The sequence below is a fragment of the Peptoniphilus equinus genome, assembly GCF_027921445.1.
Lineage (GTDB): Bacteria > Bacillota > Clostridia > Tissierellales > Peptoniphilaceae > Peptoniphilus > Peptoniphilus equinus.
Map to the genome: position 1 here is coordinate 1,467,640 of NZ_CP115667.1, position 19,940 is coordinate 1,487,579.

General features: G+C 49.2%; 18 protein-coding genes and 1 riboswitch. Of the genes, 2 read left to right on the forward strand and 16 right to left on the reverse strand.

Annotated features, from left to right (window positions below; translation table 11 throughout):
• The first annotated feature begins 41 nt into the window (after positions 1-41).
• Positions 42-139, forward strand: a riboswitch (TPP riboswitch).
• Positions 140-185: 46 nt separating this feature from the next.
• Positions 186-1,577, forward strand: a complete 1,392-nt coding sequence (gene thiM / locus O6R05_RS07190) for a hydroxyethylthiazole kinase (protein WP_271191311.1) — start codon at positions 186-188, stop codon at positions 1,575-1,577.
• A complete protein-coding gene (gene thiW / locus O6R05_RS07195; RefSeq protein WP_271191312.1) occupies positions 1,570-2,076 on the forward strand; it encodes an energy coupling factor transporter S component ThiW in 507 nt (168 codons plus the stop codon). Before thiM ends, thiW begins: the two co-directional genes overlap by 8 nt.
• A gap of 254 nt (positions 2,077-2,330) precedes the next feature.
• On the opposite strand, the gene O6R05_RS07200 is transcribed toward thiW, so the two are convergent.
• From O6R05_RS07200 to tuf, 16 genes are all read right to left on the reverse strand, one after another.
• A complete protein-coding gene (locus tag O6R05_RS07200) occupies positions 2,331-3,101 on the reverse strand; it encodes a DUF6612 family protein (protein WP_271191313.1) in 771 nt (256 codons plus the stop codon).
• Between the two features lie 163 nt (positions 3,102-3,264).
• Positions 3,265-4,368, reverse strand: coding sequence for a hypothetical protein (locus tag O6R05_RS07205; RefSeq protein WP_271191314.1), 1,104 nt, complete (start codon positions 4,366-4,368; stop codon positions 3,265-3,267).
• A gap of 119 nt (positions 4,369-4,487) precedes the next feature.
• Positions 4,488-6,236, reverse strand: a complete 1,749-nt coding sequence (pyk, locus tag O6R05_RS07210) for a pyruvate kinase (protein WP_271191315.1) — start codon at positions 6,234-6,236, stop codon at positions 4,488-4,490.
• 12 nt (positions 6,237-6,248) lie between these two features.
• Positions 6,249-7,208, reverse strand: coding sequence for a 6-phosphofructokinase (pfkA, locus tag O6R05_RS07215; protein WP_271191316.1), 960 nt, complete (start codon positions 7,206-7,208; stop codon positions 6,249-6,251).
• A gap of 8 nt (positions 7,209-7,216) precedes the next feature.
• A complete protein-coding gene (locus tag O6R05_RS07220) occupies positions 7,217-10,654 on the reverse strand; it encodes a DNA polymerase III subunit alpha (protein ID WP_271192308.1) in 3,438 nt (1,145 codons plus the stop codon).
• Positions 10,655-10,710: 56 nt separating this feature from the next.
• Positions 10,711-10,977 (reverse strand): HPr family phosphocarrier protein, encoded by a 267-nt coding sequence (locus tag O6R05_RS07225; RefSeq protein ID WP_271191317.1) that lies wholly within the window; start codon positions 10,975-10,977, stop codon positions 10,711-10,713.
• Positions 10,946-11,917, reverse strand: a complete 972-nt coding sequence (gene whiA / locus O6R05_RS07230) for a DNA-binding protein WhiA (protein WP_271191318.1) — start codon at positions 11,915-11,917, stop codon at positions 10,946-10,948. The genes O6R05_RS07225 and whiA overlap by 32 nt, the downstream gene beginning before the upstream one ends.
• A 142-nt stretch (positions 11,918-12,059) precedes the next feature.
• The gene (locus tag O6R05_RS07235) at positions 12,060-12,959 is read right to left on the reverse strand and encodes a dihydroorotate dehydrogenase (RefSeq protein WP_271191319.1); all 900 of its coding nucleotides are present in this window, start codon (positions 12,957-12,959) and stop codon (positions 12,060-12,062) included.
• A complete protein-coding gene (locus O6R05_RS07240; RefSeq protein ID WP_271191320.1) occupies positions 12,949-13,653 on the reverse strand; it encodes a dihydroorotate dehydrogenase electron transfer subunit in 705 nt (234 codons plus the stop codon). Before O6R05_RS07240 ends, O6R05_RS07235 begins: the two co-directional genes overlap by 11 nt.
• Entirely contained in the window at positions 13,653-14,078 is a 426-nt protein-coding gene (locus O6R05_RS07245) for an aspartate carbamoyltransferase regulatory subunit (protein WP_271191321.1), read from the reverse strand. The genes O6R05_RS07240 and O6R05_RS07245 overlap by 1 nt, the downstream gene beginning before the upstream one ends.
• Positions 14,071-14,994 carry an aspartate carbamoyltransferase gene (gene pyrB, locus O6R05_RS07250; protein WP_271191322.1) on the reverse strand — a complete coding sequence of 308 codons (924 nt, stop codon included), beginning with the start codon at positions 14,992-14,994 and terminating at the stop codon, positions 14,071-14,073. The genes O6R05_RS07245 and pyrB overlap by 8 nt, the downstream gene beginning before the upstream one ends.
• Before the next feature lie 211 nt (positions 14,995-15,205).
• Positions 15,206-15,847, reverse strand: coding sequence for an SdpI family protein (locus O6R05_RS07255; protein ID WP_271191323.1), 642 nt, complete (start codon positions 15,845-15,847; stop codon positions 15,206-15,208).
• Positions 15,840-16,112 carry an autorepressor SdpR family transcription factor gene (locus O6R05_RS07260; protein WP_271191324.1) on the reverse strand — a complete coding sequence of 91 codons (273 nt, stop codon included), beginning with the start codon at positions 16,110-16,112 and terminating at the stop codon, positions 15,840-15,842. Before O6R05_RS07260 ends, O6R05_RS07255 begins: the two co-directional genes overlap by 8 nt.
• A gap of 465 nt (positions 16,113-16,577) precedes the next feature.
• Entirely contained in the window at positions 16,578-17,006 is a 429-nt protein-coding gene (locus O6R05_RS07265) for a PPC domain-containing DNA-binding protein (protein ID WP_271191325.1), read from the reverse strand.
• A gap of 87 nt (positions 17,007-17,093) precedes the next feature.
• Positions 17,094-18,569, reverse strand: a complete 1,476-nt coding sequence (locus O6R05_RS07270) for an aldehyde dehydrogenase family protein (RefSeq protein WP_271191326.1) — start codon at positions 18,567-18,569, stop codon at positions 17,094-17,096.
• 151 nt (positions 18,570-18,720) lie between these two features.
• Entirely contained in the window at positions 18,721-19,914 is a 1,194-nt protein-coding gene (gene tuf, locus O6R05_RS07275; RefSeq protein WP_271191327.1) for an elongation factor Tu, read from the reverse strand.
• Between the last annotated feature and the right edge of the window lie 26 nt (positions 19,915-19,940).

Genomic DNA, 19,940 nt, shown 5'->3' on the forward strand with positions numbered 1-19,940 from the left:
ACGACGGATGTGCATTGTTATGTAAAAAGTCTTGTGGTACACTAAAGGTGCAGGGGGACTGTAAAGTTGAGAAGGTTAAAACCTGACCCTTAGAACCTGGCGGTTAATACCGTAGAAGGAAGCCACTATATCTTGATGTCTGGACTCCCTTATAGGGAGTTTTTTTTGGAGGTTTTTCATAAGCTATGACAACCCTGGACTGTATTCGAAACACTCGTCCGCTCATACACTGTTTCACCGGGACGGTCACATCCAACGATGTGGCCAACGCCCTTCTCGCCATCGGCGCGTCGCCTTTTATGGGGGAAGCCGAGGAGGATCTCTCGGAGATTCTCGCTGTGGCAAAAGGTCTGTATATCAATCTTGCCGGCATTACCCGTAAGCGCTACCGGCTGATGCGCCGTGCCGTGACTCTCGCCCACGAACACGGCGTGCCGGTCACATTAGACGCTGTCGGCGCCGGGAGCACCGTCTTTCGCACCACCTGTGCCAAAGAGCTACTCGCCATGGGCGTGACGCTGCTTCACGGCAACGCCTCGGAACTTGCCGCTCTGGTTCTGGGCACGACGAACACAAAAGGTGTGGACAGCGACAAGCTCTCCTGTGATTTAAAAACCTTGGCACACCGTGCGTCCACAACCTTTCACACCATTGTCGTTCTCTCCGGCCCCACCGACTACATTGCCGACGGGAAAGACACGCTCTCACGGACAGGCGGTTCTGCCATGATGCCTGATCTCACCGGCACCGGATGCATCTTAAGCGGTCTCTTGTGTGCGGCGATGAGTGCAAGTGTCTCGACGTCGTCGGCTGTGGAGATAGTGGATCTGATGAACGCCGCCGGTGCCTACGCCGAAAGCCGCTCTTGCGGCATGGGAGATTTTCACCGTGAACTGTTTAACGGACTGTCCCGCTATACGCAACCTCACGCTCCGAAAACGCGAGCCTCCTTTGACCCGACGTTGTACTTAATCACCGACAACCGTCTCTTTCAAGGCGATCTTCTCTCTGCCGTGGAAGCTGCACTTCAAGGCGGGGTAAGTTTGGTGCAGCTTCGCGACAAATCCTCGGACACACGGGACATCACAGCCGTGGCCAAGGCACTTCTTACCCTCTGCCGCCGCTACGACGTACCGCTTCTCATTGATGACCGTGTGGATGTAGCCATGGCTGTCGGTGCGGACGGCGTCCACCTGGGTCAAAAGGATCTGCCTGTTGCGGCCGCCCGTAAGCTATTAGGCCCCGACGCCATTATCGGCGCCACGGCAAAGACCGTCGATGCAGCTCTCGACGCACAACGTCAAGGGGCGGATTACCTCGGCGTGGGAGCGCTCTTTACAACGATCACCCACAGTGCACCGATCCACACCACCTTTGATACCCTGCGCGCCATCCACGATGCCGTCACCATTCCCCTGGTCGGCATCGGCGGTATCAACGAAACGACGGCGCCACAGTTGAAAGGTCTGCCTATGGAGGGTTACGCCGTGGCGACAGGCATTCTGCTGTCCGATGATCCCGAGGCCACCAGCACCCGTTTGAAATCACTGTTTTTAAAAGGAGCTCACCATGAATAAACACCGTTCCATGATCCTTGCCGCCCTCTTTGCCGCCATCAACATCGCCGTCTCAAGCGTGGCTTTTATCACCAACTTTGTCCCCTTTCAACACGCCACCAACGTGGTGGGCGCCGTCTTCCTGGGACCGACGTACAACTTCGCCCAAGCCATGATCTCCGCCACAGTGCGGTGTCTGTTCCTCGGCCGTCCCTTTACCGCCTATACCGGCGCGGTAATCGGGGCCGTCCTCGCCGCGGTGTGCTATAAAAAAAGCCGCGCCCTCCTCGCCGCAGCCGCCGGCGAAGTCGTCGGCACTGGGATTATCGGGGCACTGCTAAGCTACCTGCCCATGAAGTATCTCTTTATTTTCCCCGGCATGAACCTCGCTCGCGAACCGTTTTGGTTCTTTGTCCCCCTTTGGGTCCCCGCCACCATCACCGGAGGCATAGTCGGCGTCCTCCTCGCCAAGGCACTCCTTCACAGCGGCCTCAAACCCTTTGACGACCCACGCCGCTAACCCGATATTGCTCCCCACCGTCATCTACAGACAGGAGAATCAAAAGGTCCTCGCCATCACAAGTGCGCTAATCTGTATACCATCCGTCGCCTTGTCCCACCGTTGACACATATCTAAAAAGAAAAAGGCCTAAACGATCCCATCAAAGATCGTCTTAGGCCTAAATTTGTCCATGATCTATTTACAATTTATGCAACGACTACACGTCATAAGCTGTCGTATCAAAAAGTGTCTAAAGTTTTGCATCGCCTGAACTATAGACTTTTAATCGCTTCCGGAATGTCGATGGTCTCAAGTTGATTGACAGCGTCATACGTGCCGCTCTGTTTTATCCGAGTAACGTCATCGCTCGCCTTATTTAAAAAGCTTGCTTCCCATTCAAAAGACGTAGGCAGATACGTCTCTTTTTCAAAAGAAAATTGAGCTGTTATTGAAGTTAGCTCACCTACGAACGAGCTAGTCGAATCTCCAAAAAGAATGCTTTGAATGTCAGCTATATTGTCTGCACTCGATGCCAAGGTTGCTATATAAGAAGCTTCCGTCTCTGCCAGCTCATAGTAACGCTCCAGGTCTTTCAAAATAGAATTGGAATCGATAGTTGTTTCAGGCTTAAAAGTAGGTACGTCGTCACCGCCTGTGACTTCTTCTTCAAGAGTCTGTTGACGCCACGCGCCGCCGTTTTCCCTATAGAACATTGTCTCACCGGTCACATAAGTTTCAATGTCCCTTTTTATATCCCCCGTGACATGTTCCCACGTTGCGTGATACGCCTTAGGTTCTTTGATATGTTGAATACTGCCGTCGGTAGCGGTGACTTCTTTATCCGTGTCCGACTGCTCATGAAGTACGGCTTCATTATGCATAGTAACGTCATAACTCATTAAATCCTGTTCTGTCAGAAGTTTTGAAAAGACCTCGTCTCGACTTGCAGTTTCAGCATCTGTGCTTGCATTGTTTTGCTCACTTTGCGAACATCCCGCCAAAAATAGAACGAGAAGCAGCGGTACTACTAAATATTTTTTCATAAGAACCCTCCTTTGTTGTCATTATATTATTTACCCCCCCCGATAGTTCAAGCATTCGTTTTCAAAGAAAATCAATAGCTCTCAATCCGTCAGCCCTACCTCTTCTCTCCTCCACTAAAAAAGCTATGCCGAATACTCAGCATAGCTTTTGTCTTTCTCGGTTTTATCGTACCACTTGTGTGGCGCGCATTTGCATCCCGTATTGATCTTTCATGACAATATCAAGTAGTGTGTCTGTCTTTTTGACTTCAGTCACTTCATAGCTTGTCACATAGATGAGTTTACCGCTCTTGTCATAGACTTCGGAACGATTGGCTCCGGTGTTCGGTACATAGACCAGAACAGTGAGATCTCCGGAAGTAAAGTGCTTTTCCAGTGAGCCGCCGCGATTTAACATGGTAGCGCCCGCCGCAGCAACGCGTTTATCAGTGTCTAAATAATAGACTTTGCCGCCCATCACAAACATATCGGAGGCGCCTTGCTGTACGTTGCCGTCCACAGAAGCTTCTTTGACAATCTTACCGGTCTTCAGGTCATAGCTGTAGAAGCCTGAACCGGATACGAAGATAAGCTTGTCGCCGTTGCGATTAAAGGTACGGATGTCCATATTGGAGACCATTTTGGAATCCTTGCCAACAGTCGCTTCTTTAAAGAGACGGTAGTCGGTGCCGTTGGTCTTAATCACGTAGTAGTAACCGTTGTAGTATTCATTTTTCGATACATCGGTCCATGTCGGCGTCGCAGGTGTCGGTGTCTTGGTGTTGTTGGAATTGATCACAAGGCCCTTTTGCGGAGTGAATTCATAATCCCATCCGAAGTTGTCCACACTGAAGCGCCATGTCATCGGGAAGTAGGTCACATCTCTAAAAATGAGCAGCGGATATTGTTCTGCTTGGTTGTTGATGGCGTTGCCGTTGACACGGATTGGAAAACTTGGAACATTGACCATAAAGCTGTTCTGATTTTTCACGCCGGTGTTGTAAAATTCATACTTGCCGCTGACACCGGTCTTGTTGACGCTGAGGCCGGCATTTAAATCCCACGCTGTCTCCAAACCTAAAAAACGGGAGGTGTAATAGGTCATTGGGAAATAGGTGATGTCCTTATAGACGATGAGTGGATACTCAGAGGTGGTATTGTCCGCCTTGACACCATTGAGTGTGACATCAAATTTAGGCAGGGTTGCCATTTCTGTACGGGCTTCAACTTTTGTCGATACAGTAAACAGGCTGACCGCCAAAAGTGCCATTGTCATAAATTTTTTCATAGTATCATCTCCTTGTTCTTATTGTCGTTCATGAGACGTTTGCTTTCAAGAACAGAGCCGTTACAGTTTAAAGACTATTCCGTTTCAAGTTCTAAGATTTAGTAAATTTAACGTTTATCTCAATAACTGCCTCGCTCCACCGTGCCGCTTTCGCAGTCGATGGTGACGATATCCCCGGTGCGGATCTTACTCATTGCAAGCTCTGCCCCCACCACGCTTGGAAGTCCCAAGGCGATGGCGGTAATGGCGGCGTGAGAGGTATACCCTGCGACCTCTGCCACCAACCCTCCGGCTTTTTCTACAAACTTCATAATATCTTTGTCCGTGTTGTTGCAGACGATAATATCCCCGGCGGCGAAGTGCTCCACCAAATCTTCATGGGTGTGAGCCACAACGGCACGCCCGGTGATGTGCTTACCTCCAAGACCGATGCCTCTTGAGAGGACTTCGGCAATGGTTTGAACTTTGATCAAGTTCGTCGAGCCGCTTAAGCCAACAGGTACTCCTGCGGTGATAACCACCACGTCACCCTCGTGACACAAGCCCTCTTCCATCACTCGCACGACGGAGTTTCTAAAGACCTCATCCGTGGTGGTCAGTGCCGGCACGAGAATGGATTGCGTACCCCAGGTGAGCATGAGCTGACGGCGCACACGTTCGGAAGTCGTCGCCGCAATAATCGGTGACTTAGGACGAAACTTGGCAATGGCACGCGTGGTGGATCCGGAGGTGGTGGCAGTGATAATCGCCGCCGCATTCAAATCCTGGGCCACGGTACACGTGGATTTTCCGATGGCATTGGTGATGTTGGTGGAGAGTTCGGCAATGCGGGACTCGAGAAGCGCGTGATAATCAATAGAGTCTTCCGTGACCTCTACAATTTCACGCATAGTGCGCACCGCATTTAACGGATACTTGCCGCTTGCCGTCTCCCCGGAGAGCATGACTGCACTGGTCCCGTCAAGCACGGCATTCGCCACGTCGCCGGCCTCGGCCCGAGTCGGACGAGGATTGCGAATCATAGAGTCGAGCATCTGGGTGGCGGTGATAACCGATTTGCCTGCCAAGTTGCACTTCTTAATCATCTCCTTTTGTGCCAAAGGCACCCGCTCTGTCGGAATCTCCACGCCTAAATCGCCGCGAGCTACCATAATGCCGTCGGAGACTTTCAAGATTTGATCCAGATTCTCCAAGCCTTGCTCCGATTCAATTTTGGCAATGATTTTGATGTCGTAATTGCCGGCATCTTCAAGAACCTTGCGAATTTCCAGGACGTCTGCGGCGTTTCGGACAAACGATGCGGCAATGAAGTCGATGTCGTTGGCCACACCGAAGAGAATGTCTTCCTTATCCTTATCGTTTAAGAGCGGCAGTTTTAAATCAATCCCCGGCGCGTTGACGCCCTTTCGCCCGGATATCAGGCCGCCGTTTTCCACGGTAGTAAAAATTTCGGTATCTTTGACTTGCTCCACTCTCAGGCCCACCAGACCGTCATCGATGAGAATCCGTCCGCCGACTTTGACATCGTCCGGGAGTGATTTATACGTGACTGAGGCCATCGTTTCATCGCCAAGGACATCCCGCGTGGTCAGGATATATGTGTCGCCGCTTTCCAATCGAACTTCTTTATTGTCTTTAAACAGACCCAGGCGAATTTCCGGTCCTTTGGTATCCAACATAATGGCGACAGGCTTGTCAATATCCGCACGCACTTTTTTAATACGCTCAATCTTTCTCAAATGCTCGTCGTGGGTGCCGTGTGAAAAGTTCAATCGGCACACGTCCACGCCTTCGAGCATCAATGCTTTTAACATCTCTTCAGACTCGGAAGCCGGACCGATCGTTGCCACAATTTTCGTCTTTTTCATAGTATTTCTCCTTTAAATGGACGTGATGGTGAGAATATCTTCCAAGTTGTCTCTGTAGACTTTCTTCACATTCACCGCTTCAACGAGAGGCATCTCATTAAACTTACCGTCATTGTAGCCGATGGCCACCGCTTTCTTCCCGGCCGAAAGCGCCTCGACGGCAGCTACCCCCATATTGGACCCTAAAATGCGGTCCACAACACTTGGACTGCCGCCCCGTTGAATGTAGCCGAGCACTGTGACACGAGTGACGATGCCGGTCAATTCCTCAAAGTGCGTTTTGATATCTTCTGCATCGCCCGCCCCTTCAGCCAGGATAATAATGTGGTGACGCTTGCCGCGGTTCTTCCCTTCAATGGCTTTTTTGGCAATGCTGTCCATATCGAAAGGGTGCTCCGGCACGATAATACTCTCGGCCCCTGCAGCAAGACCGGCATAGAGGGCGATGTCTCCGCAGTTGCGTCCCATCACTTCCACGATGTTGGCCCGGCCGTGGGACTCGGTAGTGTCCCGAATGCGAGAGATGGCTTCAGTGACGGTATCCACAGCGGTAAAAAATCCGATGGTGTAGTCGGTATAACCCATGTCATTGTCGATGGTAAGCGGCAGACACGCCACGGCAATGCCGTGCTCTGAAAGCTTCAACGCGCCTTTCATGGTGCCGTCCCCGCCTAACACAACCAGTTGATCAATGTCGAAAACCTCCAAGACGTTTAACGCCTTTTGGAAGCCTTCCTCCGTCATAAAGCGTTCGGAGCGGCTGGTCCCTAATATCGTCCCGCCGCGCTGAATGATGTCTCCGACGCTGGATGCGTTCATCTCGATGACGTCGCCGTCGATGAGCCCCTCATACCCTCTTCGAATGCCATATACTTTGATGCCTTTGTACAGGGCTGCGCGGACACTGGCACGAATAACGGCATTCATCCCCGGCGCATCGCCGCCGCTTGTGAGTATTCCTATATTTTTCATATATACCTCTATTTTAAAATTATTTTATCTGCTGTCATGACGCTTTGCAGCTCAGCTCTCAGCTCAGCCATATCGCTCTTGGCAATGCTGTAGCCTCGAAGACCGTAAGCCTCTTTCGTATCCTCAAAGAAAAAGACCACCGGCGTCGCACCGCGATACTTGCGAAGCATGGACTTGACCACCTCGGTCATCCCCTGATCCCGAAGACTGAGATAGAGGGTTTGAGGTTTTGGCTCGCCGTCATCCAGCGGCATAAGGGCGTCTACCAAAATTTTCGGCGACTCTACTTCCGAGGCTTGGATGTGACCTTCCAGCCTCACCAAACTGCCCTCTTTAAGTATCTGCCGAGCGGATTCATAGACGTTGGGGAAGACCACCAGTTCAATGGTACCTTTCAAATCCTCCAGCTCGGCAAAAGCCATCATCTTTTTATTTTTAGTAATGAGTGTGCGCACAGACTTGATCATACCCGCAAGACGGAGATTGCGTTTAGTGAAGCTATTATTTTGACCGTACTCGGTATGAAGGCTCAGCGTGTCGGTAGTGGTGGCGGCTTCCAGCTGGTCTTTATAGGTGTCCAGAGGGTGTCCCGATATATAAATACCCAGTATCTCTTTTTCCATTTCGAGCTTTTGCCGCTGATTGAAATCCTTGATGTTTGGAAGCGTCGTACCCACGTCCACATTGTCAAAGAGGGAAAACTGACCTTTGATATTCTTTCTACTTATGCCGAGAATCGTGTCGACATAGCCTTCATAGGCCGTGAGATGCTGTGCACGATTACCGGGAAGGGACGCTGTTGCTCCGGCTTTAATGAGGTACTCCAGACCCCGTTTGTTCAGCGCTGTCGAACTATAGTCCGCCACGCGTTTAATCAGGTCGTATAAACTTTCAAAGGGCCCGCCGTCCTCACGTACCGCAACAATGGCGTCAATGAGGTTTTCGCCCAGATTCTTCACCGCTTTTAAGCCGAAACGAATCTTGCCGTCCTCCGTCGTGAACTTTTTGTAGCTCGCATTCACATCCGGCGGGAGCATAGCGATGCCCAGACGATGACACTCCTCAGTGTAGAGGGAAACTTGACTCATCCGTCCCATAAAGCTTGAGATCTGCGCCGCCATAAATTCCACCGGGTAGTATCGCTTGAGGTAGGCCGTGCGATATGCCACCACGGAATAGGCCACGGAGTGAGACTTGTTAAACGCATAATTGGCAAAGTCAATCATCAAATCATAAATGGCATTGGCCGTGCCTTCGTCCACGCCTCGCCGGATCGCGCCGTCGATTTCCACCACGCCGTCCACCGTCTTACCGTAGATAAAGTGTTGCCGTTCTTCTTCCATCACTGCCATTTTCTTCTTACTCATCGCTCGGCGTAGCAAATCCGCTTGCCCGAGAGAGTATCCCGCCACCTTTTGGACAATCTGCATAACCTGCTCCTGATAGACAATACAGCCGTAGGTCGTCTTTAAAATATCTTCCACGAGAGGATGGGGATAACTGATAAGGGACGGATTGTGCTTCGAGGCCACAAATTTCGGAATTTGGTTCATCGGACCGGGACGGAAGAGTGCATTGGCCGCCACCAAGTCCTCAAAGGCCGTGGGACGCAGCTCTCTTAAAAAGTTGCGCATACCTTGAGATTCAAACTGAAAGATGCCGAGAGTTTCGGCGTCTTTAAACAGCGCAAGGATCTGAGGGTCATCAAGATCCGCCGTGCTGAAGTCGATATCCACGCCGTAGTTTTCTTTGATAAGGGCAATGGCATCGCGAATGACGGTGAGTGTGCGCAGTCCGAGAAAATCCATTTTTAAAAGGCCAAGCTCTTCCAACTCAATCATGTTGAACTGGGTGGCGATGACATCGCCGTTGCGTGTCAGCGGCACATAGTGGGTGAGGGCATCTTTTGAAATCACCACACCGGCAGCGTGGGTGGATGTGTGCCGCGGCAAACCCTCCAAGGCAATAGCCGTATCGATAAGTTTTTTGACATCCGGTTCACTGTCGTACTCTTTTTTCAGCTGCGGACTCATATCCAGCGCCTTTTCCAGCGTCATGTTCAACTCGTCCGGCACGAGTTTTGCCACATAGTCACACCGGCCGTAACTCAGATCCATGGCACGACCCACATCACGAATAGCCGCCTTTGCTCCCAGCGTCCCGAAGGTGACGATTTGTGCCACATTCTCCTTGCCGTAAGTCCGCACCACATAATCAATAACGCGCTCACGGCGCTCATAACAAAAGTCGATATCGATATCCGGCATACTCACCCGCTCCGGATTGAGAAAACGTTCAAAGAGCAGATCAAAGCGCAGCGGATCGATATCAATAATATTTAAGGCGTACGAGACAATGGAGCCTGCCGCCGAGCCCCGACCGGGGCCCACTTCCACATCATGGAGGCGGGCGTAGCGAATGAAATCCCAGACAATGAGAAAGTAATCGGTGTAGCCCATGGCCACAATCGTTTTAAACTCAAACTCGAAGCGCTCCCGAATGGCATCGGTGACAGTCCCGTAGCGAGAGACCAGACCTTCTTCCGCCAAGTGCCGCAGATAGCTCACATTGTCATAGCCTTCCGGCACATGAAAGTGCGGCAAATGAAGGTGGTGAAACTCCAACTCCACATGGCACCGGTCTGCAATGTTCTGCGTGTTCTGAAGCGCTTGCATATCCCCCGCAAATAGCGCCGCCATCTCTTCAGGACTTTTCACATAGAACTCGGGACTTGGAAACTTCATCCGGTTCTCCTCGGAAAGGACCGAGCCGGTCTGAATACAAAGCAAGGTGTCGTGGGCCACGTCATCACCTTTTTTAAGATAGTGGCAGTCGTTACTTGCAATCATTTCGATACCCGTTTCTTTAGAAAGCCGACGCAGCGCCGCATTCACTTTTTTTTGTTCCAATATGCCGTGGTCTTGCAGCTCCAGGTAGAAATTCCCTTCACCGAAGATGTCTCGATACTCTAAGGCCGATGCTTTGGCAGCCTCATAGTCTCCTTCCATTAACCGCTTTTGCACCTCACCGCCAAGGCAGGCACTGGTACAGATCAATCCTCTCGCGTGCTCGCGCAACACGGACTTGTCCACTCTCGGCTTATAGTAGTAGCCTCTCACATAGCCCTCGGAGACAATCTGCATCAGGTTTTCAAAACCCTCGTTCGTCTCCGCCAAAAGAATCAAGTGATAGCGACGATTGGTCTTATCGAAGAGCTCCAAATCTTTCTCCGTCACATAGACCTCACAGCCTAAGATCGGTTTGATCCCTTCATCTCGACAAGCTTTATAAAATTGTACGGCCCCGTACATATTGCCGTGATCCGTTAATGCCACGGCATTCATGCCTAGGGCTTTGACGTGTTTCGGAAGCTCCGAAATCCGTGTGGAGCCGTCGAGGAGAGAATATTCGCTGTGCAGATGCAGATGTACAAAATCCAAAAAAATCACCCTGCCAATTAAAAAAAGAGTTTTAATAGTAACTATTAAAACTCTAAAACACTTTACATAATACTAAATTCATTTTCCACTAAGTGGACTAAATTGTCAACCGCCTCGACTTCGTCTTCACCTTGGGCGGCAATGGCGATGTCTTCGCCGCTAAATGCTCCCAAGGACATGATACCGATTATACTCTTCGCATTGACGCTGTCACCGTTTAGCGACAAGGTAATCTCGGACTTGAAACGGTTCGCCGTACGCACAAACAGGGCTGCAGCACGTGCGTGTAATCCATCCTCATTGTTCAATTTTACTGTCTTTGTAACCATCGTGTTCACCCCTTATTTGATTTGCTATGGCTCGTAATTTTTTAAATCTATGATTGACGCCACTCTTGCCAATCGGCGGCTTTAAACGTTCCCCCAGCTCTTTGAGGCTCAGAGATTCATCTGCCAGCCGAAGTATCGCCACATCCCTGAGTCCTTCAGGCAGCGTATCCAACCCGCAAGTCTGCTGAATCAGTTCAATATCCTGAACCTGAGCTACCGATGAATTGACAATTTTATTCAAATTGGCCGACTCCATATTCACCAGACGATTGACATTGTTGTTCACATCTTTAAGGACTCGAATGTTTTCAAATTTCAGCACCGACATTTGCGCGCCCATGAGCGCCAACGTGTCGGCAATCTGTTCCGCACCTTTTATGTAGGTGATAAAGCTCTCTTTTCTGCCGGTGACTTTTGCCCCGAGACCGTAACCGCTTAAGATTTCCTGAAGAAAATGACTGTGATCCAACGTACTGGAGACAAACTCCAAGTGGTAATATTTTTCCGGATTGGAAATGGACCCTGCCCCTAAAAACGAAGCCCGAACATAGGCCCGCTCCTCCTCATCCGTTCTCAATACACTGTAGGGCATATAGTTTGGTGTAAAGACATTATCGTCGGTGACAAACGCCGTGTCATAGAGCAACACCCGAACAGCATTGGTATCGTTCATGGCAATCGTATAAATATTGTTCTTTTTTAGCTGTTTGGACTGAGACACCTTGACATCCACATCGCCGGAATAAAAGTTCTTAAGAAACGTGAAAATACGCCGACCTATCGCGGCATTTTCCGTATTGAATCTCAAGACTAACCCATGGCGCGTCAACTTCAGCGCCCCGCACATGGGAATGTAGGCTGCAAGCTCGGCAATGACGCCCGACACATTGACATTCTTAATACGCGCACATTCATTTTTTACGTCGGCTGAAAAACTCATGGTGACCTCAGAACACTATCATTATACTTCATAACCGCCACTTTTGAAAGCTTTTTCCCGGCGGTAATCCAATTTGTTTACGCTTTCATAACTTTTACCTATTATAGCCAAACAGGATGACTTTTAAACGGAAAATACACAATTAAACCAATTTACCGATGAGATTTTCCGCTGTGGTATCCATTTCTTCGAGGTAAGTATTAAACCCTTCAATGATTTCTTGAATCACACGAGGATTCATAAAATTCGCCGTGCCCACTTCCACCAGACTGGCGCCGGCAAGAAGAAATTCAACCACATCGCCGGCTGTAGTGATGCCGCCTTCCGCCACGATAGGAATAGTGAGGACCTTCGCCACCTGGTGTACCATGCGCAGTGCAATAGGCTTTACAGCCGGTCCCGACAACCCGGCGTAGGTGTTCTCAAAAATGATCGCTTGACTGTAAGGGTCGATGGCCATACCCAAAATGGTGTTGATAAGGGACACGCCGTCCGCTCCCGCCTCTTCAACTGCCTTGGCGCATTCCACAATATCCCTTGCGTTAGGGGAGAGCTTGACAATGAGAGGGTGTCGTGTATGAGCCTTCACCGTCTTGGTAATCGCTGCCGCCGTCTCGGTTTCAATGCCGAAAGCCATACCCCCGTGCTTGACGTTGGGACAGGAGATATTCAGTTCAATGGCAGTGAAGTCGTAGTCGTTTAAGAGCTCCACACTTTGGAGGTATTCCTCTTCCGTATTGCCGCCCACATTAATGATGAGCTGATCGTTCAGCTTTTTCATGGCATGGAAGCTGTGGGCAAGAAAACCCTTGGTGCCCGGATTCTCAAGACCGATAGAATTTAAAATGCCGGAGGGCGTTTCATAGATACGAATGCCGCTGTTGCCGCTTTTCGGATTCCAGGTGATGCCTTTAGACACCAGAGCGCCTAAAATCGCCGGATCATAGTAGCGAGAGTAATTATCCCCATAGCCGAATGTCCCCGACGCCGGGAGAATGGGATTTTTAAATGTCGTACCGAATGCGTGAATCTCACTTCCCATAGACGTCACCTCCTTCAAAGACCGGCCCTTCCACACAGGCTCGCTTGTTGCCGCTCTTCGTCGTACATGTACAGGACAGACACGCACCTACCCCGCATCCCATGCGATTATCCAACGATATCATCACGTCACACCCGGCGTCCAGAGCCGCCAACGTGACAGCTCGCATCATGGGATCCGGCCCGCAAGTGTAGAGGAGCTTCGTATCATAAGTTAAATCCTCAGTGATCAGACCGCCCTTTTTGACATGAAGATTCACATCCAAATCCGAAAAAGCCGTCTCAAGGGACTGCGTCTCACGCTCGCCGAGATAGAACTCAATCCTGCACTTCGGATTGTTCCGTCGCAGCACTTTGGCAAGATAGTAAAACGGCGCCGCACCGACAGAGCCGCCTACCAACGTGACAGCATCGACCCCTTCGGCATTAAAACTGTTGCCATAAGGCCCGTAGCAGGTGAGCTCGTCCCCCGGCTCCAAGTCTCGGATGCGTTGTGTCCCCTCGCCTCGCACTTCATAAAAAAAAGTGAGCCCTTCCTCGTCGGCATCGTAGATAGAAATAGGACGGGACAAGATTGGATACTTGTCCCATGCTCGTAACATATAGAATTGACCCGGCTTGACGTCATCGACTTGATCGACTTTAATCAGGTAGTAGTTGCTGTCAATATGCGTATTCCATAAAACTTTTGCCATTATTCATACCTTGTCTTTGCATCACAGTATTCACAAATATACGTGGCGGTTTCCGGATCCACCAGGTAGAACTTATGCTTGTGAACGTGTTCTACGCCGGTGATGCATCGTGGATTGTGACACTTCAAAACTCCTTCGACGACTTCAGGCAGCTCCAGGCGCATCTTCCGTGCCCGCTGGCCGTCTTTGATAAAGTTCACCGTGACATGAGGCGCAATAAGGCCCAACACAGTATAGTCCAGTTCCAGGTCGGTTTCAATTTTTATCAGGTCCTTCTTGCCCATGGTTGTGGAAGAAATCCCCTGCATCAGCACAACCGGGTCTTCAACCTCGTCCAGGTGTAATGCTTGGTAGAGCATTTTGCCCTTGCCGTGCTCAATATGATCCAACACCAAACCTTTTTTAATTTTCGATACGTTAATCATTTTGACCTCCCAGACCTAACAAAAACATGATGAGCGCCATGCGAATGTACATTCCGAATCGGGCTTGTTGGAAGTAGACGGCTCGCGGATCGGCATCCACCTCCGGATGGATCTCATTGACCCGTGGGAGCGGGTGAAGCACCAGCATATCCTTCCGTGCCAAGGCCATCTTTTCCTTGTCCAGAATAAAGAAGTCCTTTAAGCGAAGATACTCTTCTTCCGACACAAAGCGTTCTCTTTGCACACGGGACATATACAGAATATCCAAATCTTTGATGGCTTCTTTCAAATTGCTGGTCTCGGTATAGTCCTGAGGATCCAGCTCATCTAAAAAGACTTGGGGCATTTTTAACTCGTCCGGGGAAATAAAGACAAACTTCACACCGTCATAGCGGTTCATCGCACGGACCAGCGAGTGAATCGTCCGACCGAATTTCAAGTCGCCGCACACCCCGATCGTAAGATGGTCGAAATGGCCTTTGTAATGACGAATGGTCGTCAAATCAGTCAGAGTTTGCGTCGGATGTTGGTGCCCGCCGTCACCGGCATTGATGATGGGCATGGTGGTCATGTACTTAGATGCCAAAAGCGCCGCACCTTCCTTAGGATGGCGCATAGCGGCAATGTCACAGTAGTTTTCTACGGTCCGCAGCGTATCACTGAGCGACTCCCCTTTTGCCGTCGAGGAGACCTTCGCATCGGCAAAACCTACCACTTGGCCACCCAAACGGTACATCGCCGACTCAAACGACAAGCGTGTCCGCGTTGACGGTTCAAAAAAAAGACTTGCCATCAATTTCCCCTTACACACATCTGAATAAGCAGATGGATTCTCGAGAATTTGATCAGCAAGTCTAAAAAGTTGTTCGAACTCTTCAGTTGTAAAGTCCAAAGGTTGAATTAAATGTCTTAACATTGTTCCCTCCGTTTCATACCTTTCTAGCGTCTCGCACTAAGTTAAAAGTAGACTGGGATAATGATACATGAAGGAACCTGCCTTGTCAACAACAATCTCCCAATTTTACCGCTAAGATTCAACCCGTGGCATCACCGAATAATACAGTATTTAACAGACTGCCGTTCTTGATGTGCCCCTTGATATGACAACCGGTTATAGAAAGATACTGTCACACCTTATGATTCGTTTTATAGAGCCAATAGGAATAGATAAACACGATGATATTCCCACCTATCAGCCCCCGGAGAAATACGATATACAACACCGTCTGATTGAACACCGCGCCTAACAGTCCAACGAGCCCGGCCGCAATAAAGACCTTGCTACCCAATCGATGGGTCTTGTCCCAATTGTCATCGTCCGCCATAGCCCATGGTGTTTTCAATCCTATAGTGTAGTTACGCTTACTTTTCGTGAGATAATTGCCAATAGCGATCATGAGAAGTGCCACACATCCCATGACAAGTCGCGTGCTGTTAATAGGACTGCCCGTAGCCGTCACAATGCTCATCACTTGACACACCACCGTGAGAATCGGCAAAATAAGAAAGACAAGTTTGTACAGTTTATCCGACTGCATCGCTGCCCTCGGATCCTTCAACAACATGAAACCGCTCACAATGTGGCCAAATAGCAGGATTGCCGGTAATCCGAAAAGTACCTCAAGCTTTGAAGCATAGTCATTGACTTCCCCTTGAAGACTAAAATGACTTGGCATCATCTCCGGCATGGAGGGATAAGCCGCGAGCGAAATAATCAAAGGTACCACAAATAATAATAAACTACGTTTAAATGCTTGTTCTTTACTCATCGTTCCTCTCCTTAAAAGTCATAAAATATCTCAAAATCTCTTCAAACACTGATGTGCGCAGGGAATACACACGAAAATTCCCCACTTTACTGTCTATGACCAAGTCCGCCTCTTTTAAAAGATTGAGATGATAGCTCAGTGTCGCACCGGTCATGTCAAAAGCTTCTCCCAGTTCTCCCACCGTACGATCCCCCGCTTTTAGCAGATCCAAAATTTCTCGACGCTTGGGATCAGCTAACGCCTTAAACGTCTTCTCCAAACTCATATCCTATCACACCTCTCACCCATGCCTTTCTATTTAGAATTAATTCTAAATAGAGTATAATCGCCTCAGAGCCCTGTGTCAATACTATTTAGATATTTTTCTAACTAATGACATCTCTACTGCTAATGACGCTTTAAGAACGCTGAAACACTGCCTCAAACACTATGCGCCTCTCCTAACCACGCTGGTTGTATCCTGCAGTCGTCCACGGCGGTTGTCCACAACGTGTGTCTCAATGAAAGTTATACCTCAACAACCTGAGAGACACTCCCGTTATAACGGCACTTCACCTCTACAGTCTCGCTGCAGCTGAACCTCGCCGCAGCCACCACGTCACCTTCGGTACGACGTCTCGTTGACCGCGGCGTCTTCCGTGACACGTGACCTACCTTTATAAAGTATCCTCCGTTATAAGTATAAGCAATAAAAAATCCTACGACTTGCGTAGGATTCATACTGACTTCATCACTCTACAAATTCCATGAGATTGATGCCGATGGTCTCATCCATCTTTCGCGCCACCGTCCCTTCGAGCACACGAACAAAAATTTCTCCGGTGACGGCAATCGTCGCCTTGTTTAAATGGCCGCCAAAGGTACGTCCGGCACTGTCGGCAATGGTAAGGTGCACATGCAAATACGGTGCGCCGTCCTTCGTCGTCACATTGCCATTTAAATGCAACACTTCGTAATCTTCACTAAAGGTATTGGCATAGTACTGCTTCTTTGTCACATCATAAAAACCCATTTCCACATCAGTGACCGCCCCCAGACCATACACCGTAGCAAGTCGTATGCCTTCCTCCTCTGCCAGCTCGGTGAGCTTTGTCATAATCTCTTCACCACGGTCGAGACGAACCACATACGTGTCCTGTATTTTTTGATAATTCATCATATCACCTCTTACTCTCTTCATACCCACAACGATGTGCACTGACAAAGAAACCGTAGCGCAAACGCCACGGCTTCTTTGTTTCATATTTTAGAACATACCAATCTTTTCACCGCTAAGGTTAATGAGAAGATTCTTCATTTGCGTATAGTGACTCAAAATAACTTTATGGGTTTCACGACCGATACCGGATTCTTTATAACCGCCAAACGGAGCACTTGCCGGGAAGGAATTGTAATTGTTGATCCAGACACGTCCGGTGCGAATACCGCGAGAGACTTGGATGGCACGATTGATATCTTGTGTCCAGACACCACCGCCAAGACCGTAGTTGGAATCATTGGCCATTTTAATGACGTCGGCTTCGTCTTTAAACTTAATAACTACCCCAACAGGTCCGAAAATTTCTTCACAAGACACACGTGCGTCGTTCTTCACATTAGTAAGGAGCGTTGGTCGCATAAAGACCCCTTTATCACATCCGTTTTCAGTATAAGCTTCCCCGCCTGTGAGCACTTCGGCGCCTTCCTCTTTACCGATTTCAATATACTTGAGAATTTTTTCCTGTTGTTGCTTGTTGATTTGTGCACCCATTTGAGTGTCAGGATTCAACGGATCGCCTACTTTAACTTTTTCGAAAGCTTCTTTTAAGCGACCGACAAATTCATCATAGATACCTTCCTGCACAAAGATCCGAGAGCCTGCCGAGCACACTTGCCCTTGGTTGAAAAGAATGCCCATCTGTACCCCTTCAAGTGCCTGCTCAATGTTGCAGTCGTCAAAGAAAATATTAGCGCTCTTACCTCCAAGTTCCAAGGTGGCAGGAATCAATTTTTCAGCTGCAGCATGAGCAATTTCACGTCCTACAGAAGTGGAACCGGTGAAAGCAAGTTTATCCAGTCCTTTGTGGTTTTGAAGGTATTCACCGGATTTTGAGCCAGAACCGGTAATCAAATTAAAGACACCCTTTGGAAGTAATCCCTCAATCAGTTCTGTCAGCCGGAGCACACTTAACGAGGTACTGGAAGATGGTTTGAAAACTATGGTGTTCCCGGCTGCAAGGGCCGGTGCAATTTTCCATGCGGCCATGAGGAATGGGAAGTTCCAAGGCACAATCTGTCCTACAACCCCAATGGGTTCATGCAAAATAATATTTAAAGTATTCTCATCAATCATGGTTGCAGAACCTTCTTCAGCACGAAGGGCACCTGCAAAATAACGGAAATGATCGATGGACAAAGGAATATCTGCCCCTGTGGTTTCACGAATAGACTTACCGTTATCCATGGTTTCAATGGTCGCAAGTTCTTCAGCATGGGCTTCAATGATATCTGCAATTTTTAAAAGAATATTGGAACGTTCTTGAACAGAGGTGCGAGCCCAAGTTTCAAATGCGTTTTGTGCAGCTTTAACCGCATCATCCACATCGGATTCAGTGGCCTGTGCAATGTGAGCAAGAAGTTCGCCGTTAGCCGGATTGTGGGTTTCTAATGTGGCTCCGTCAGAGGCATCACGCCACTCGCCATTGATATAGAGTTGATAGTTGTCTTTAAAGGTTACTGTCATGGGTCCTCCTTAATACGTCGTTGTTACACTAAGTTATAATCTATTTCTTATAGTTAGTATAATACCCAAATTATTTTTATTTACACTACTAAATAACTCCATAAAAAAAAGAGAACTCATCATGAGTTCTCTTTGACTTATCACTGTGAAATTAGTCGAGCAGCTTGGATACCACGCCGGATGCTACGGTACGGCCGCCTTCACGAATGGCGAAGCGTAGTCCTTCGTCCATGGCAATTGGGGTGATGAGTTCTACGGTGAAGGTGGAGTTGTCTCCTGGCATGACCATTTCTACGCCTTCTTGTAGGGAGATGTCCCCGGTTACGTCGGTGGTTCTGAAGTAGAATTGTGGACGGTAGCCGTTGAAGAATGGGGTGTGTCGTCCGCCTTCTTCTTTGCTCAGTACGTAGACTTCGGCTTCAAATTTTTTGTGTGGGTGAATGGTTCCCGGTGCGGCTAAGACTTGGCCTCTTTCGATTTCGTTACGTTGTACACCGCGTAGGAGTGCCCCGATGTTGTCCCCTGCTTGGGCTTGGTCGAGTTGTTTCTTGAACATTTCGACACCGGTGACGACGACGGTGCGCTTTTCTTCGGTGAGGCCGACGAGTTCGACGTTGTCGCCGACTTTGACGGTCCCTTGTTCGACTCTACCGGTGGCTACGGTACCACGACCGGTGATGGAGAAGACGTCTTCTACTGGCATGAGGAATGGGTGATCGATGTCACGTACTGGTTCTGGAATGTATGCGTCAACTTCTTCCATGAGTTTGATGATTTTGTCGCCCCATTCGCCGTCTGGATCGTCGAGTGCTTTTAATGCGGATCCGACTACGATTGGTGTGTTGTCGCCGTCGAAGTCGTATTCGTTTAACAGGTCTCTGATTTCCATTTCTACGAGTTCGATGAGTTCTGGATCATCGACTTGGTCTTCTTTGTTTAAGAAGACAACGATGGATGGTACACCGACTTGACGTGCTAAGAGGATGTGCTCACGGGTTTGTGGCATTGGACCGTCTGCTGCGGAGCATACGAGGATGGCGCCGTCCATTTGGGCTGCACCGGTGATCATGTTCTTGACATAGTCGGCGTGGCCTGGGCAGTCTACGTGGGCGTAGTGACGGTTGGCGGTTTCGTATTCGACGTGTGAGGTGGAGATGGTGATACCACGTTCTCTTTCTTCAGGTGCTTTGTCGATGTGTGCGTAGTCAACGAATTCACCGGATCCGAAGCGTTTGTTTAGTACAAAGGTGATTGCTGCGGTGAGGGTGGTTTTTCCGTGGTCAACGTGACCGATGGTTCCGATATTTACGTGGGGTTTGGTTCTTTCAAATTTAGCTTTAGCCATTATATTTCCTCCTGATTAGTATTTAT